Below are 17,596 nucleotides of genomic sequence, written 5' to 3' on the forward strand. Positions count from 1 at the left end.
TATCAATACGAATCAAAGTTCCTTTAGATAAATGTGCTTTTTTTTCAATTTACATTATGATTTTGAGCAATTTAATGATGATTCGCTATATGCAGAACGAGAAAATGTGGTATTATCGTATAGTGATGAAGGAGAAAAGAGTTTAATTTCTCTTGTCTTCTCCCCAGAGCAGTTTATTTCTTAAGGTCTTTAAGAAAGTTTCGCCTGGAATTTCAACCATTTTTATTTTGTAATCTGTTTTTTTAATCTTAAGAATAGATTCATTTTTTACCGAAGAAATTCTGGAATCTAATGAAACCAAGTATTGATCTTCTCTTCCGGTTACGCGTAAAGTAATTTCAGTATCGTCTGGTATAACAAGTGGTCTGGCGGTTAAATTATGGGGTGCAATAGGTGTAATTACTAAACTTTTTACATCTGGTGTTAAAATAGGGCCTCCGCAGCTTAATGAATATCCTGTAGAACCCGTAGGGGTAGAAATAATTAAACCGTCTGCCCAATAAGAGTTTAAATATTCATTGTTTAAATAAGTCTCAACAGTAATCATTGAAGTAGTATCTTTTCTGCTTACTGTAACTTCATTCATGGCAAAATTAAGTTCTTCGAAAGCATCATTATGAGGTTCACAGGTTAATCCTAATAAAGTTCTTTCAGAAGTTGTGTAGTTTTGATCGATGACATATTGCAGCAGACTGTCAATATTTTCCTTTTGAACTTTTGCAAGAAATCCTAATCTTCCTGCGTTTATACCTAATAATGGAATACCTGAATTACGAACAAAAGCTGCAGCTCTCAAAATCGTTCCATCACCGCCAATACTAATCAGCATTTCAAAACTATTATCTAATGTTGTACTTGGAGAAAAAGTTTTATACTCCTTTTTTACAAGCTGCTTATCATAAAGCATGTCAAGAAAATTTTCTTCAATTACCATTTCTACATTATTAGAATTGAAAAACAAGAAAATGTCTTTTATAATAGGTTCGGTACTGTTTTGATAATATTGTCCGTAAATGGCTATTTTCATTCTTCTTAATTAGATAATGAGGAAATGTGTTAATTTGATAATTTATTAGTTGAGAACATTTTCTAATTTTCTCATTGACCAATTTTCTAATTTAAATATTAAGATACTTGTCTAAATAATCAGAACGTTCTTTTAAATTATTAATATAGGTATCTTCCTGATGTTCTGAAATAATTTCATAACCATATCTTCTATACGTCTGAATGATTTCATTCATGGCTCCCAAACCTATTTTTATAGTAATCTGAACATTTTCTACATCAGCTTCAGAAACAAAACAGCCTAAAATTTTACCATTATTGCTTTCTACAATCTGGGTAACTTCGCTCATCGAATAATCCAGCAGCCCTTTTTGAACAATAATAATTCCTCCCTGTTCCTTTAAAAATGGAGTTTCCTGAAAAAACTTCATAATATCTTCCATTTCATAATAGCCTATATAGCTGTTATTTTCATCAAGAATTGGAATAATATTAGTGTGATTTTTTGCGAAGACTTCCAGGACATCCAGCCAGATCATTGATTTTCTGGCAAAAAAACGTTCCAAAGTATATTTGTAATCAATAGCTTTTTTATCGGTATCAAACGTTTCAACATCATCAGAAGAAATGCTTCCAATGAAAATCCCATCTTCTAAAATCGGGAAATGAGAAAAATTTACATCAATAAAAAAATCCTGAATCGATGCTATCGTTTCCTGACTATCAATCGCTCTGAAATCATTTGTGATATAGTTTGTAATTTCTGTCATAAATCAATCGAAGATATTTGATGCAAAATAATCAAAAAATACCAAAAACCGCTGCGTTTTACTTTGTATTTTTGTCGTAACAAATATAGTGTTACTTGAATTAATTATCTATTTATATGACAAAGTTAAGTGTTAATATCAATAAAATTGCAACGCTTCGAAATGCACGAGGCGGAAATGTGCCTGATTTATTAAAAGTTGCTGTCGATATTCAGCGTTTTGGAGGGCAGGGAATTACCATTCACCCGCGTCCGGACGAGCGCCATATCCGCTATCAGGATGCACGCGATTTAAAGGCAATTGTTACTACAGAATATAATATTGAAGGAAATCCGCAGCATAATTTTATTGATTTGGTTTTAGAGTGTAAACCAGATCAGGTTACATTGGTTCCAGATGCAATTGGCGCCATTACATCTTCTGCAGGCTGGGATACAATAAATAATCAGGCTTATTTAACCGAAGTTATTCAGGAATTTCAAAGAAACGGAATCAGAACATCGATTTTTGTTGATCCGGTTTTAGAAATTATCGAAGGGGCTAAAAAAACAGGAACTGACAGAATCGAATTATATACCGAAGCTTTTGCACATCAATATGATTTGGGAAACAAAAATGGAATTGATCCGTATGTAAAAGCTGCAGAATTGGCAAATGAATTAGGTTTAGGAATTAATGCAGGACACGATTTGAGTTTAGATAATATTCAGTTTTTTAAACAAAATATTCCAGGTTTGCTAGAGGTTTCTATTGGGCATGCCTTAATTTCAGAAGCGCTTTATCTTGGTTTGGATAATGTAGTAAATATGTATTTGAATAAATTGAAATAATAATTTTATGAGCCTTTTGTGAAATCTTTGCGAAAAAGTTATTACACAGAGCTGTACAAAGATTTCATGAAGAATATCAAAGAAAAAAAATATTTAAAGTAAAATTAAATGTTATACTCAAAAATAGAAGGTGAAGGAAAACCATTTATTATCATGCACGGATTTCTTGGAATGTCTGATAATTGGAAAACCTTAGCAGGACAATATGTCGAAGCCGGATTTCAGGTTCATATTTTAGATTTAAGAAATCACGGACGCAGTTTTCATTCAAACGAATGGAGTTATGAAGCAATGGTACAGGATGTATATGAATATTGCCAGGCAAATCAATTAACAAAAATCGATATTCTTGGACATTCGATGGGAGGAAAAGTGGCTATGCTTTTTGCAGCGACACATTCTGATCTTGTAGATAAATTAATTGTGGCAGATATTGCCCCTAAATTTTACAAACAGCATCATCAGGATATTTTGGCAGGTTTAAACGCAGTTGACTTTTCTGTAAAACCAAGCCGAAATGATGTTGAAGCAATCGTTGCACAATATGTTTCAGATTTTGGAACGCGCCAGTTTTTATTGAAAAATTTATATTGGAAAGAACCGGGACAACTTGCTTTCCGTTTTAATCTTGAGGTTTTCAACAACAATCTTGATGCTATCGGGAAACCTTTGGCAGAAAATTTAGTTTTTAATAAACCAACATTATTTATTAGAGGAGGAGAATCTGGATATATTTTAGATACAGATTTAGATGAAATAAGAAAACAGTTTCCGAATTTTAAACTAGAAACTATTCCTGGCGCAGGACACTGGCTTCATGCCGAAAATCCAAAAATGTTTTTTGAACTGACAACAGAGTTTTTGAAAGGGTAAATTATTATTTTTTTTTATTTTCAGCAATATAGTATTAGTTGGAAATTAGAGAAACCAAAAAATAAGAATTAACTTACATGTAAACATTAAAATTCATAAATTTGCTTTTTGAATTTTAATGTTTATAATTTAATGGATTTCAATTTTTATAATTTATTTGAGGAAAGTGGTTTAGGATTGATTTATTTGTATTCCTCTCCATTTTTTGCCCTTTTGATTTTTGCCGAAATGCTCTTTAGTCATTTTGGTAAAAAAAACCTGTATACTAAAAATGACATTTTTGTAAATGTCACATTTGCGGTGTTTAATTTTGCATTAGATTTTATAATGAAATCATTTGCTTTTGGGGTTATGTTTTTCTTTTTCCAACACCGCATTTTTTCTTGGAATACTCACATTTGGTATTACTGGGCAGCTGTTTTTTTACTGCAGGATTTCGCTTATTATTTACTGCATGTTGTAGATCATAAATCACGTTTTTTTTGGTCAGTACATATTACGCATCACAGCTCAGAATACTATAATATTTCTACCGGATTTAGATCGCCTGTTTTCCAGCCGCTTTACCGCTATTTGTATTTTTCCCCTTTGGCTTTTTTAGGTTTTAATCCCTGGCATATTATGGGAGCTTACGCATTGTTTCAGGTTTATGGAACTTTAGTACATACACAAAGTATAAAAAGTATGGGTATTTTAGAATGGGTTTTAGTGACACCATCGCATCATAGGGTACATCATGCCAGAAATATCAAATATTTAGACAAAAACATGGGAATGGCATTAATAATTTGGGATAGGATGTTTGGAACTTTTCAGAAAGAAGAACCAGAAATACCCGTAAAATTCGGAATTTATCCAAAGCCAAAAAGCGATGGTGCCTTTGAGCTTTTATTTTACGAATGGAAAAAAATGTGGCAAGATATAAAACAGCCTAATATTGGCTGGCAAAACCGATTGAAATATATGTTTTATGCTCCTGGCTGGAAACCAAACGGACAAGGAAAAACAGTAAAAGATTATCAGAGAGAATATGAATTGAAGCAAATTAATATGCCAAAACAGCCTTAAATTTTAATTCAACAAGCCATTTCTGAACAAAGGATACGATTAGAAAAAAATCATTACTTTTATTAAAATTTTAAAAGAAAAAGTTATGAAATTAATACTAAGACTTCTTGTCACAGCAGCTTTAGTCTTGTTGATCGCAAATTTTTTACCAGGAGTTCATGTTGCCAGTTTTGCCACGGCTGTTATAGTTGCAGTGGTTCTAGGATTGTTAAATGTTTTTATAAAACCAATTTTGGTAATATTGACTTTTCCGGTTACAGTTATCACGCTGGGACTGTTTTTATTGGTTATTAACGCAATTATTATTCTGTTATGTACTTATATTGTGGGAGGTTTTGCAGTCGAATCATTCTGGACAGCTTTGTTTTTCAGTATTATTTTGTCTATTCTTCAGTCAATTACTTACAAAATATTAGGAGACGATAAATAAAACAAAATTAAAAGCACATAAAACTGCTTCAAATACAATAGATTAAAAACTTGGTTGGGTTGCAAAAATTTTATAATTTTGCGACCCAATTTTATTATGTAAATTAAAGAAGAAGATGGATATTAAAAGAGTAGCAATAGACGCTGTAAACGAGACAATTGTAATGAACGTTGTTCATATGGATTATAAAGGTCAAGTGGCAAAAAGAATCAACGAAAAATTGCCTTTGGCACAAGTAAAAGGATTTAGAAAAGGACAAGTTCCTAAAGATCTTGTTGAAAAACAATACGGAAAAGGTATTAAACAAGAAGAAATTAAAAAAGTAGTTGATTTGGCTTTAGAGCGTTTTGTACAATCTGAAAGATTAAATCTTTTAGGAACTCCTCTTCCAAAAGTAAACGAAAACCTTGATTGGGATGCAGAAGAATTAACTTTTGAATTCGAAATTGGTTTAGTGCCAAATTTCGAAATTGATTTAGAAGCTAAAAACAATATCGTAAAATATATCGTTACTGCTGATGATAAATTAATAGACGGACAAGTAGAGCGTATCCAAAAGCAATTTGGAAAAGCAATTCCTCAGGATAAAGCAGATGTTGATTCTGATTTAACTGGAACTTTTACAAACGAAGAAAAAGGAATCAGCAATACAACTACAATTTCTGTTTCTACATTCAACAAAAAAGCCGGAGATAAATTCATTGGTAAAAAAGTTGGAGATGTTGTTAAAGTAAGCACAAAAGGTTTATTTGAAGACGATCACCAATTAATGGATTACTTAAAAGTATCTCATGATGATGTTCACGGTTTAGATATCGAAGTTAACTTTACAATCGAAGCAATCAACGGTGCTGAATTGGCAGAATTAAACCAGGAATTATTTGATAAACTTTTTGGTGAAGGAAAAGTAGCTTCTTTAGAAGACTTAAAAGCTAAAATTAAAGAAGATGCTGAAGCTCAATTTGCACAGCAAGCAGACCAAAAATTATTATTAGACGTTCAGGATTTCCTGATCGAAAATACAAAATTTGATTTACCGGCTGAATTCCTTAAAAAATGGTTACAGACTGTTGGAGAGAAAAAACTTTCTGCAGAAGAAGCTGAAGTTGAATACGCAAGATCTGAAAAAGGTTTACGTTTTCAATTAATTGAAGGAAAAGCAATGGCTCAAAGTAATATCCAAATTACATTTGAAGATTTGAAAGAGTTTACATCAAACGCAATCAGACAGCAAATGGCTCAATTTGGACAAACAAATCCAACTGACGAAGAAGTTCAGGGAATCGTGGCTAGAGTTTTATCTAACCAGGAAGAAGTGAAAAGACTTTCTGAGCAGGTTGTAGCAGCTAAGTTGTTAGATTTATTTAAAGAGAAAGCAAATCCAACTACTAAAGAAGTTACTTACGAAGAATTTATTGCAGCTTCTTACGGAGAATAAATTTTAGTCTAAAGGCGAAAGTTATAAAGTCAAAAGTTGACGGGAATACTGTAAAAGCTCTATTTCAAAATTTAAGATTTTATTACAGAAACTGAAAGATAAAAAAAGTTATATTTGAGCGTCAAAAGATATTTTTGACGCTCTTTTTATTATATAATCTTGTAATTTTGAATTATTATTTCTTAAATTTCCAAGTATAAAACTTTAAAAATAAAAAAGAAGACAAATTGGCATCCTTTATAAAAAGGTATGAACTTTGTTTTAATTCGTTTAAGTCACTTTCAGACTTTAGACTTTCAAACTTTAAACTAAAAATATGAACTACGGTAAAGAATTCAAAAAATTTGCTACAAAGCACCAAGGAGTAAACGCTATGTACTATGACAAAATCATAGCAGCGATGAACCCAACGAATATGACACCATATATCATCGAAGAACGTCAGTTGAATATTTCTCAATTAGACGTTTTTTCAAGATTAATGATGGACAGAATTATCTTTTTAGGAACAGGTATCGACGACCAAATCGCTAATATCGTTCAGGCTCAGTTATTATTTTTAGAAAGTGCTGATGCATCAAAAGATATTCAGATTTATTTAAATTCTCCTGGAGGAAGCGTTTACGCAGGACTAGGAATTTATGACACAATGCAATTTATTAAACCAGATGTAGCTACAATTTGTACAGGTATGGCAGCTTCTATGGGAGCAGTTTTATTATGTGCAGGAGCAGCAGGAAAACGTTCGGCCCTGCCACATTCACGTGTAATGATTCACCAGCCGTCTGGAGGAGCACAAGGTGTTGCAACAGACATGGAAATCAACTTACGTGAAATGTTGAAATTAAAAGACGAATTATACAACATCATTTCTCAGCATTCAGGACAAACTTTTGATAAAGTTCATAAAGATAGTGAGCGTGATTACTGGATGATCGCTGAAGAAGCAAAAGAATACGGAATGATTGATGAAGTGTTGAGAAGGAGTTAAATTAGTTTAAAGTTTTAGGTTTCAGGTTGATGTAGTTAACCTGAAATTTCAAACATTTTTAAACTTGGAACAAAAATAAATAAGTTAATAAGTTACTAAGTTTTTGAGGTTTTAGTGATAAATCTCAGAAACTTAGTAACTTTGCAGCTTAGTAACTAAAAAAGAATGGCTAAAGTAGTATTAGAATGTTCGTTTTGTGGAAGAAAAAAGCCAGAAACTAATTTATTAATTGCCGGTATTAATGCACATATTTGTGATAAGTGTATTGAGCAGGCACACGGAATTGTTTTAGAAGAACTAAAATCAAGCGGAAGCGCGAAACTTGTTGGCGACTTAATTTTAAAGAAACCAAAAGAAATCAGAGCTTTTCTGGACCAATACGTTATTGGTCAGGACCAGACAAAAAAAGTAATGTCGGTTGCGGTTTACAATCACTACAAACGTTTAATGCAGCAACAATTAGACGATGAAGTAGAGATCGAAAAAAGTAACATCATTATGGTAGGTCAAACCGGAACAGGAAAAACATTAGTTGCAAAAACAATCGCAAAAATGTTAGACGTTCCTTTAGCAATTGTTGATGCAACAGTATTAACAGAAGCTGGTTATGTAGGAGAAGATGTTGAAAGTATTTTAACGCGTCTTTTACAAGCTGCAGATTATGATGTAACCAAAGCAGAAAGAGGAATCGTATTTATTGATGAAATCGATAAAATTGCCCGTAAGAGCGATAATCCATCCATAACACGTGACGTTTCTGGTGAAGGTGTACAACAAGCTTTATTGAAACTATTAGAAGGAACAGTTGTAAACGTACCGCCAAAAGGAGGACGTAAACACCCGGACCAAAAATTTGTTGAGGTAAATACACAAAACATCCTGTTTATTGCAGGAGGAGCTTTTGATGGAGTAGAACGTATTATTTCTAAACGTTTAAACCGTCAGGCAGTAGGATATTCTACTTCTAAAAATGTAGACAATATCGATAAAAATAACCTGCTTCAATATATCATACCAAAAGATATTAAAGATTTTGGTTTGATTCCGGAGATAATTGGTCGTTTACCGGTATTGACACACATGGATCCTTTAGACAAAGAAACACTTCGTGCTATTTTGACACAGCCTAAAAATGCATTGGTAAAACAATATCAGAAATTATTCTTAATGGATGAAGTTGAGTTTACGATTACAGATGAAGCTTTAGACTTTATTGTAGACAAAGCATTAGAATACAAATTAGGAGCACGTGGATTACGTTCGCTTTGTGAAGCAATCCTAACAGATGCAATGTACGAACTGCCAAGTTCTGACGATAAAGTTTTGTTAATCGATAAAGATTATGCAGAACATACCTTAAGTAAAAACTTATTGAAGCGAATGGAAATTGCTTCTTAAACCTCTAAATAACTTTGACAAAGTTTCACTTTTAAACCTGCTCATTTATTTGAGCAGGTTTTTTTTATGCAATTTGTTAAGACTTCAACCTATTTTCGAATATTTTCTAAAATCACTAATATTTTATTTTTTTGTAAGAATTTATTTCATATGTTTGTTTTGTAATAATAATCATTCAAAAATAAAGTTATGAAGCAAAACATTAAAAAAATTGTGATTTTAAGTGTTATTTCGGTAATTGCTGTAATCTTTTCCAGATGTCAAAATGATGAGTATTTCTTAAAAAATGATGACACAAATTTAGCATCGGCCAAAACATGGTTTAGTAAGTATGAAGGAAATGGCGATAATATTGAATTGTTTCAAAATTTAAATTATGAGTGGCAAAAAGCCGAAATTAAAGAAGGTAAAGATGGTACTCAATTAATTGTAGTTCCAATTGTTGAAGTAAAAAAGGAGCAAAATGAAGATTGGGAGCAAAGGCTTTACATTTATAAAATAGATCAAAATAATTATAAGGCTTTATTATATGAATTTTATCCTGAAAACTTAGCATATGCTAATTCAAATGACTTTAACGGTTATATTAGTGTTTGGGATTTAAAAACAGGTTTTATAAAAGCTGCAAAATTTGTAAATGACAAGATTGTAGAGAATGGCGATGTAGAAATTTTATCTAAAGATAAGCTCGCTGTAAAAAATACTACTGCTAAAGTACCTCAAGAATCTAATTTTGATGATGATACATCAGTGACAGTTGGAGGAATACAATTAAGAGCAGTAGTTGTTCAAAATAATTATATTGACTCAATGTATTATGTCTCAAGAAGAGGTACGGATTATATGGGTGGGAGTTCTGAAGATTATACTTCAGGTTATGGTGGAGGAGGTGGAGGAAGCGGTAGTAACACGACTGCCTTGACAAATGCTCAAATAACAAAAAAGAATATTAATTCTGACAAATTAGATCTTTGTACAAAATCTGTTTTAGATAAATTAAAGAACTTGAAGCAAAGTGATATTGCTGATATGATTTCAAAATTTGATTCAAATTCTTCGATATTAACAATAAATTTTAAAACTGGAGTTGTTACAAATTCTAATAATGATGCAGAGACAGTAGCGATATCGAATTTTAATTATAATATTACTCTTAACGAAAGATACACTAATGGGGTTCTAGAGGGAGAGATAAATTCTCCACCAACAACTTTATCATTGGCAACTACATTAACTCACGAAATAATTCATGCATATTTGTTGAGTGTTGTTGATGAATATAAAGTGTTAGGAACATCTAAAATTTGTGATTTTCCTACAATTTATGACGCATATATTACACAAAAAATCCCTGCAGGAAGTTCTCAAGCGAAAGTTGATGCCCAACATGAGTTGATTGCTACAAAATACGTAAATTCTATTGCATCAAGTATACAAGAATTTGAGACAGGATTTCCTGTTGTTTCTGGATTTCCTAATCAGGTTTATCTTGATATTGCTTGGGCAGGTCTTGAAGGGACTTACATATTTAATAAAAATTATCCAAACGACCCTAATCATAAAAACTATAAGGATAGAAATAGAATACTTTCGAGAGGGTCAATAGAAAAATATAATAAATCTCGTGGGAATCAAATTCCTGTAGGTAAACCATGTAAATAAATATTAGATGAAAACTAAATTAATACTAGTTTTAATTGTTGTTAATAGCTTTGTTTCTTGTGCACAGACTAATTTGAAAAATTATCAATGTATTGAAGATTATTTGGAAAGCAGAGGTATTGATAATAAAAGACAAGCGATGGTAATTAAAGAAAAGGAGAAAAATAAAAGCGCTCTACGAATTTTTTACGGAGGAGATGAAATTTCAAATTATTCTATTAATTATAGAACCCCATTATTTGAAGAGCAAGCATGGAAAATAATGTATAAAACTTACTCTGCAGATACTATTGTGAAACATTGGAAATCTGCAGATTTTCCTAATTATAATTTTATTTTTCAAAATAGAAAAGGATTGTGGACTTTTAATTTTTTTGATAAATATGAAAATAATCAAATGGATGTATATTTTATCTCTGAACCTATGTATTATAAAAATGATAAATATATAATATTTGAGTTTTCTGAAGGTATTACGGGAACAAGTGGAATTCAAAGAAATCAAATCATAATTATGACAAAAGAAAAAGATAAATGGAAAGTTGTTGAAACTGTTTATGATTATATTTTACACTAACACGTTAGTGCAATTTTTATAATAATAAGTAGTGTATAAAGAGAATATGGATTATTCTAAAACGAATGGAGAGAATATCAAAATGAAAATAAAAAAATCTATATTAATAGTTATAATATTGTTATTGAAAGCAATAACTATTACAAGCCAAAACAAGTTAGATGAAAAATTATTAATAAACAATTTTGTAAAATCAGTATTTTTTGAAAATGCTGATGCAAAATCTATTGCTGGCCAATATATTTATTTTGAACCAATTAGTAATGTAAAGTATTCTTTAGCTGATCGAATAAAAATCCTAAACAAGCATTTGAAAAAAATAAAAAAAGAAAACTCGTTATTGAACCCTGCCGATTTTTATATTGTAAGATATGAAGACTACAAAAACGATAAGATTATTTTTTCAAAAAAAACGAATAGTATTTTTATTTTGGTAAGTAAAAGTAATCCTGTGATGTATTTTTCTTTGTTAAAAGAGAAAATATTTGCTTTTGACTATATTATTAAAGGAGGTGAAGTTCTGTTTATAACATATTAGTTTTCAGTATTTAGACTTTGGATGTTTTTACAATGTTTAATGCTTTTTTTTTAATAATTTAATAATAACAGAAAATGAAAAATAATTTTTTAATATTCTTAATAATTGGCATTTTACTATTTGCTTATTTTTACTTCTCTGATATCTATTTTACTTTAAATATTGGCGATACTTACTATGTTATAAATTATTTTTATCCCATTCTATTTGTTTTAGGAGTTGGAAGCGTGTTTTATTTTTTAAAGCAACTAAAAGATAGAAAGAGTTAGTAATTAGATTGCTTCAATTAAGAAAAAGAAGAAGTCGAGAATAGAAAAATAACGATGCTCATTTTATCAAACCTGTTCATTTATTTGAACAGGTTTTTTTATTTTAAAATTATGAAAATGAAACGTCTCAAATAGCCCTGATCGAAACGGCATCCTTTTGCTGTGTGGTTCACAGCAAAAGATATAGTGCAGAGCAGGACTAAAGGTTATTTTGAAAAGGGAATTTTCTGCTTCTAAAAAAACTACTGAACCCTAAACTTCTCCCGATATTCAATAGGTTTCATACCCACCATTTTATAAAATACCTTTCTAAAAGCCTTTGGGTCGTTATATCCGGTTTTTTCAATAATTTCTGAAATCGAAAGCTGGGTTTGTTCCAGGTATTTCTTTGAGCTTTCAACTCTGATATTCTGCAAATATTCAATTGGCGGAATTCCTGTAACTTGTTTAAAACGACGCGTCATGTTTCTGGCACTAGTTGGAATATCTTTAGTGATTTCTTCCAGTTTCTCGATGCTGTGATACTGACTTTCAATTTTTTGCTGTAACATTGCAACCAGAGTGTCATTATGCAAATGATTCGGTCTAAAAGTACTGAAATAACTTTGTTTGTATCGGTTTAAATCAATTGAGAAAATCTTCGCTATTTGCACTGCAATTTCATTTCCGCAATATTTCTGAACCAAAAGAATCAATAAATGAAACGTTGAGGTCGATCCGCCGCTGGTATACAAACTACCGTCGGCCGTTAAAGTTTCTTCAGGTTTTAATTTCACCATCGGGAAAGCTTTTGTAAAAGCACTGCAGGCATCAACATGGGTAGTGGCCAGTTTTTCATTTAATAATCCCGAAGCAGCAAACAAAAATGCACCCGTACAAAAACTTGCCAATTCAGCTCCAGCCCGATGTTGTTTTTGTAACCACGGAATAAATTTTTTATTCTTCGTAATCATTTCACTCATATTATCAGTAGTAAAAGCCGGAATCAAAATGAGCTCTAAAAGTTTATCAGAATCCTCGATAGAATTAATTTCATATCCAAACAAATGTTTCTGATTGATTTGTTCTGCCAATTGAAAAACCATAATTTCAAATGGCTTGTCAGTAGACGGACTTAATTTATTAGCCGTTTCAAAAACTTCTAAAATTGCGGCTATACTTAATAATTTATAGTCGTGAGGAACGATTAAACCTACTTTCTTGCTCATAATCTTGTGGTTTTTTGGAGGATTGACTTTACAACAAAAGTAATAAAAATGTCTTAAATGCCCCTAAAGTTGACTTTTAATGTATCATAAAGCTAATACTAAAGCTCTAAATTTGTTTTAAATAAATTGTAACTTTATATATTATGGAAACGAAAATGTATTTAAATCTAGCTGTAAAAGAGCTAGATAAAGCGATAAAATTTTTTAATGAATTGGGTTTTCCTACGAATCCGAAATTTACAAATGAAAAAGGTGCCTGCATCATTATTGGTGAAAATATCTATCTCATGCTTTTGGTAGAAGAGTTTTATCAAACTTTTACAGATAAGCAGATTTGCAATTCTCATACAACCAGTGAAGCCCTTATTTCTATTTCTCTAGGATCAAGAAAGGAAGTTGATGAAATGATTGAGAAAGCAGTTAAGGCTGGCGGGACTGATTATAGAAAAGCACAGGATTATGGATGGATGTACCAAAGAACTTTTCTTGACTTAGACGGACATCATTGGGAAGTTTTCTACATGGATGAAAGTCAGATACCAGATCATATGTAATTAAAACGGAGTATTGAATAAAGTATAATTTTTAAATATATAAATAATGATAACAGTACAGAATACAATTAATGCATCAATAAACAAAATTTGGGATTTCTGGACACTGCCGGAACATATTACAAAATGGAGTTTTGCTTCTCCGGACTGGCATACACCTTATGCTGAAAACGATATAAAACAAGGTGGAAAATTCAAATCAACAATGGCAGCAAAAGACGGAAGCATGAGTTTTGACTTTGAAGGTGAATATACTTTCGTAGAACCAAATAAAGCAATAAAATATGTAATGGCCGACGGAAGAAAGGTTGAAATTACTTTCAAAGAAACTTTAGACGGAATAGAAGTAACTGAAAGTTTTGACCCAGAAACCCAAAACCCTGAAGAAATGCAGCGTGGAGGCTGGCAGGCAATTTTGGATAACTTTAAAAGTTATGTCGAAGCAAATTAGTTCTTTTAGAGGTTAAAAGCAGCAAAGGCTCAAAGGTTTTTCCCAAATCTTAAATGAGCATAAATCATTTATATGGTTTTAAAAAAAGTTTAACGAAAAACATCAAAATATGACAAAGCAAATATGGTTAAATCTGCCTGTGAAAAATGTGGAAAAAGCAAAAGATTTTTTCTTAAAAATAGGCTTCTTTTTTAATGAGCAGCACGATACACCAAGTTCAACCTGTATGGTTGTTGGTGAAGGACATTTTGTAGTAATGCTATTTGAAGAATCACTTTTTGAAGGTTTTTCGCAAAACAAAATTACCGACACAAAAGCAAGTTCTGAAATTCTGATTTCGATCGATGCCGAAAGTAAAGAGGAAGTTGATGAACTAGCTAAAAAAGTTCAAGATGCCGGAGGAACTGTTTTTTCTGCTCCGGCTGAGAGTCAAGGATGGATGTACGGCTTTGGTTTTGCCGATTTAGACGGACATCGCTGGAATGTTTTATTTATGGATTTTAGTAAATTATCTTAATTATGGAAACTTTAGAATTTAAAATAAGAATTAAAGCCCCGGCTCAAAAAGTTTGGGATGTTTTATGGAATGATGAAACCTATAGAAAATGGACAAGTGTTTTTTGCGAAGGATCTCATACCATAAGTACTTGGAACGAAGGCGATAAAATACATTTTATGACACCAAGTGGAGAAGGAATGTATAGTATAATTGAAACAAAAACGCCAAACGAGTATATGGCTTTTAAGCATATAGGCGAGATAAAAGATTTTAAAGAACAACCTCTCAATGAAGAAACAAAAAAATGGAGCGGCGCAATGGAAACTTACAGATTAATTCAAGATGATGAATTTACAGATTTGATTGCTCGTAACGATTCTGTCGAAAAATATGCCGATTATTTTAAAGATGTTTTTCCTAGAGGTTTAGAAGTCGTAAAAGAACTTTCAGAAAAGGGTAAATAGAACAAAGAGAATAGAACAAAGAGCAAAGAACATTAACAATTTATAATTAACAACTCACAATTAAAAAAAAATATCATGACAACAGTAAATCCTTATTTAGTTTTTAATGGAAATTGCGAAGAGGCATTCCTACATTACAAATCCGTATTTGGCGGTGAATTTTCATATATCGGAAGATTTAAAGAAATGCCTGCTGCTGAAGACGGCGGTTGTACCGAAGTTTCAGAAAAAGATGCCAACCGTATCATGCACGTTTCATTGCCAATTGGAAATACCATTTTAATGGGAAGTGACAGCAGCGAACAATCAGGCGATGTGAAATTTGGAGGAAATTTTTCTGTTTCGGTTAATGTAAAAAGCACAGAAGAAGCAGACCTAATCTTCAATGGACTTTCAGAAGGCGGAAACGTTTTTATGCCGATGGATAAAACATTTTGGGGTGCTTATTTTGGAATGTTTACCGATAAATTTGGCATCAACTGGATGGTAAACTTTGACGAAAACCAAAAATAATTTTTTTAGCCACGAATTCACTAATTTTTTAAACAGTATATTTTTATATAATTTGTGAATTCGTGGCTAAAAAAACAAACTCACTTGTTACGTTATTTTAATAGTAACGTATTATTGTTAAATTACTCGAAAAAGCACATGAATATGTGCTTTTTCTTTTCAAAAAAACAAAGATTATTCTTTTTTATCACCTAGAGATTGCCGATTTTTGTCGCTTCAAAATCAATAAAGATAAAATGGTAGTAGAGGATAAAGAAATTATTTTATTAAAAGTTTCAGGACACGATAAAATAGGGGTTACAGCAGGTTTAACAGCTGTATTAGCGACTTATGATGCTAATATTTTAGATATCGGACAAGCCGATATTCATGACACGCTTTCTTTAGGGATTTTGTTCGAAATTGCCGCAGGCTCTTCTTCTGCACCAGTTTTAAAAGACTTATTATTCAAAGCCTACGAGTTAGAAATCAAAGTTAAGTTTATTCCAATCTCGATCGAAGATTATGAGAAATGGGTAAAATCACAATCTAAGCAGCGATACATCATCAATATTTTAGGCGAAAAACTAGCTGCGTCACAATTAGCAGCCGTTACTAAAATAATGTCTGATCAAAATTTAAATATCGATTCTATTATACGTTTAACAGGAAGAACTTCAATTGTAGAAAAAGAAGAATATCCGCGTTCTTGTATTCAGTTATCTGTAACAGGCGAAATTGTAAATAAAATTGTCATGACGGCAAGTTTTATGGAAATTTCAAGAACCTTAAACGTTGATATTTCTTTTCAGGAAGATAATATTTACAGAAGAAACCGTCGTTTGGTTTGCTTCGATATGGACTCTACTTTAATCCAAACAGAAGTTATCGACGAATTGGCAGAATTAAACGGAGTAGGAGCGCAGGTAAGAGCCATTACAGAATCGGCGATGAATGGTGAAATTGATTTCAACGAAAGCTTCAAACAACGTATGGCTTTGCTGGAAGGTTTGAGCGAAGACGTTTTGCAAAATGTTGCCAAGAATTTGCCAATTACGCAAGGTGCGCATCGTTTAATGAAAGCCTTAAAATATTACGGATATAAAACCGCAATTCTTTCTGGAGGATTTACTTATTTTGGTGATTATCTTCAAAAAGAACTCGGAATCGATTATGTTCACGCTAATCAATTAGAGATTAAAGACGGTAAATTAACCGGAAAATATCTAGGCGATATCGTAGACGGACAAAAGAAAGCCGAATACCTAAAAGCAATTGCCGAAAAAGAAGGAATCCACATCAACCAAACTATTGCAGTTGGTGACGGTGCAAACGATTTACCAATGCTAAACTTAGCAGGTCTAGGAATCGCTTTCCATGCAAAACCAAAAGTAAAAGAAAGTGCTTCAACCTCTATTTCAAGTTTAGGACTTGATGGTGTTTTATACCTTTTAGGTTACCACGACAGATATATTGATATGATGTAATACTATTTGTCATCCTGAGCGATCCCGAGGCTTCAGGAGAAGGGATTTCTTGTTGAGAAGGGCTTCGACTTCGCTCAGCCTGACAACGTATTTTTGTCATTTCTGACGAAAGGAGAAATCGCACACGATAATCGACAAAGATTGACGATTCACTTTGCAGAATTTCTAGTGCGATTTCTCCTTTCGTCGAAATGACAATATTGAGAAAACCTTAGCCGCCTAGAATCTCAGAACCTTAATAATGGCATGCCCCTCCGGGTCGGGCTATCCGTTACAATCTTTTTGTTTTTAAAGAAAAAACAAAAAGGATTTCCACCTCTATCCCTCATGCAACTCAGCGGAAGAAACATTTTTAAAGAGAAAATAAATTAAAAGATACAAGATCAATTGCCTCCAGCTTTAGCTCGAGTAATAATAATTGACAAAGATTAAGGCTTAGCCAAATTATTTACAATCTAGAATTCGGCTAAAGCCTAGCGTTATTATATTATGACTCCCTAGCTAAAGCTAGGGGCTATAAAAAAAACTTAACAAAATTCTTAGGAATTTTTAAAATTAATTGCCTCCTGCTTTAGCTGGAGGAATAATA

General features: G+C 31.9%; 19 protein-coding genes. 16 read left to right on the forward strand and 3 right to left on the reverse strand.

The features are described from left to right. Positions 1-142: 142 nt before the first annotated feature. Entirely contained in the window at positions 143-1,027 is an 885-nt protein-coding gene (locus tag AABD74_RS08275) for an NAD kinase (protein WP_232681522.1), read from the reverse strand. Between the two features lie 91 nt (positions 1,028-1,118). Further along, entirely contained in the window at positions 1,119-1,778 is a 660-nt protein-coding gene (locus AABD74_RS08280; protein WP_232681523.1) for a CBS domain-containing protein, read from the reverse strand. 116 nt (positions 1,779-1,894) lie between these two features. Between AABD74_RS08280 and AABD74_RS08285 the strand changes: the two genes are divergently transcribed. From AABD74_RS08285 to AABD74_RS08330, 10 genes are all read left to right on the forward strand, one after another. After that, a complete protein-coding gene (locus AABD74_RS08285) occupies positions 1,895-2,608 on the forward strand; it encodes a pyridoxine 5'-phosphate synthase (RefSeq protein WP_232681524.1) in 714 nt (237 codons plus the stop codon). 108 nt (positions 2,609-2,716) lie between these two features. Further along, positions 2,717-3,481, forward strand: a complete 765-nt coding sequence (locus AABD74_RS08290) for an alpha/beta fold hydrolase (protein ID WP_406845211.1) — start codon at positions 2,717-2,719, stop codon at positions 3,479-3,481. Positions 3,482-3,613: 132 nt separating this feature from the next. Next, complete coding sequence (locus AABD74_RS08295) at positions 3,614-4,549, forward strand: sterol desaturase family protein (RefSeq protein WP_406845212.1); 936 nt, start codon at positions 3,614-3,616, stop codon at positions 4,547-4,549. Positions 4,550-4,634: 85 nt separating this feature from the next. Then, positions 4,635-4,979 (forward strand): phage holin family protein, encoded by a 345-nt coding sequence (locus AABD74_RS08300; protein WP_232681527.1) that lies wholly within the window; start codon positions 4,635-4,637, stop codon positions 4,977-4,979. A 115-nt stretch (positions 4,980-5,094) separates the two neighbouring features. Beyond that, a complete protein-coding gene (locus tag AABD74_RS08305; RefSeq protein WP_406845213.1) occupies positions 5,095-6,417 on the forward strand; it encodes a trigger factor in 1,323 nt (440 codons plus the stop codon). A gap of 316 nt (positions 6,418-6,733) precedes the next feature. Beyond that, entirely contained in the window at positions 6,734-7,408 is a 675-nt protein-coding gene (gene clpP / locus AABD74_RS08310) for an ATP-dependent Clp endopeptidase proteolytic subunit ClpP (RefSeq protein ID WP_073489064.1), read from the forward strand. A 165-nt stretch (positions 7,409-7,573) separates the two neighbouring features. After that, positions 7,574-8,806, forward strand: coding sequence for an ATP-dependent Clp protease ATP-binding subunit ClpX (gene clpX, locus AABD74_RS08315; RefSeq protein ID WP_073489066.1), 1,233 nt, complete (start codon positions 7,574-7,576; stop codon positions 8,804-8,806). Between the two features lie 189 nt (positions 8,807-8,995). Then, positions 8,996-10,468: a hypothetical protein gene (locus tag AABD74_RS08320; RefSeq protein WP_406845214.1), complete on the forward strand. Its 1,473-nt coding sequence runs from the start codon at positions 8,996-8,998 to the stop codon at positions 10,466-10,468. 7 nt (positions 10,469-10,475) lie between these two features. Further along, positions 10,476-11,045 (forward strand): hypothetical protein, encoded by a 570-nt coding sequence (locus AABD74_RS08325; RefSeq protein ID WP_406845215.1) that lies wholly within the window; start codon positions 10,476-10,478, stop codon positions 11,043-11,045. Between the two features lie 46 nt (positions 11,046-11,091). Beyond that, positions 11,092-11,583, forward strand: a complete 492-nt coding sequence (locus AABD74_RS08330; RefSeq protein WP_406845216.1) for a hypothetical protein — start codon at positions 11,092-11,094, stop codon at positions 11,581-11,583. A gap of 511 nt (positions 11,584-12,094) precedes the next feature. Here the strand turns inward: AABD74_RS08330 and AABD74_RS08335 are convergent. Then, entirely contained in the window at positions 12,095-13,060 is a 966-nt protein-coding gene (locus AABD74_RS08335; RefSeq protein WP_406845217.1) for a GlxA family transcriptional regulator, read from the reverse strand. Positions 13,061-13,203: 143 nt separating this feature from the next. On the opposite strand from AABD74_RS08335, the gene AABD74_RS08340 reads away from it, so the two are divergent. From AABD74_RS08340 to serB, 6 genes are all read left to right on the forward strand, one after another. Continuing rightward, complete coding sequence (locus tag AABD74_RS08340) at positions 13,204-13,614, forward strand: VOC family protein (RefSeq protein WP_232681534.1); 411 nt, start codon at positions 13,204-13,206, stop codon at positions 13,612-13,614. 46 nt (positions 13,615-13,660) lie between these two features. Further along, entirely contained in the window at positions 13,661-14,065 is a 405-nt protein-coding gene (locus tag AABD74_RS08345; protein WP_406845218.1) for an SRPBCC family protein, read from the forward strand. Between the two features lie 109 nt (positions 14,066-14,174). Further along, positions 14,175-14,582: a VOC family protein gene (locus AABD74_RS08350; RefSeq protein WP_406845219.1), complete on the forward strand. Its 408-nt coding sequence runs from the start codon at positions 14,175-14,177 to the stop codon at positions 14,580-14,582. A gap of 2 nt (positions 14,583-14,584) precedes the next feature. Continuing rightward, complete coding sequence (locus AABD74_RS08355) at positions 14,585-15,028, forward strand: SRPBCC domain-containing protein (protein WP_232681537.1); 444 nt, start codon at positions 14,585-14,587, stop codon at positions 15,026-15,028. 75 nt (positions 15,029-15,103) lie between these two features. Beyond that, a complete protein-coding gene (locus AABD74_RS08360; protein ID WP_406845220.1) occupies positions 15,104-15,541 on the forward strand; it encodes a VOC family protein in 438 nt (145 codons plus the stop codon). 236 nt (positions 15,542-15,777) lie between these two features. Then, entirely contained in the window at positions 15,778-17,007 is a 1,230-nt protein-coding gene (serB, locus tag AABD74_RS08365; protein WP_406845221.1) for a phosphoserine phosphatase SerB, read from the forward strand. Positions 17,008-17,596 lie beyond the last annotated feature (589 nt).

This window comes from Flavobacterium soyae, from assembly GCF_045348165.1.
GTDB lineage: Bacteria > Bacteroidota > Bacteroidia > Flavobacteriales > Flavobacteriaceae > Flavobacterium > Flavobacterium soyae.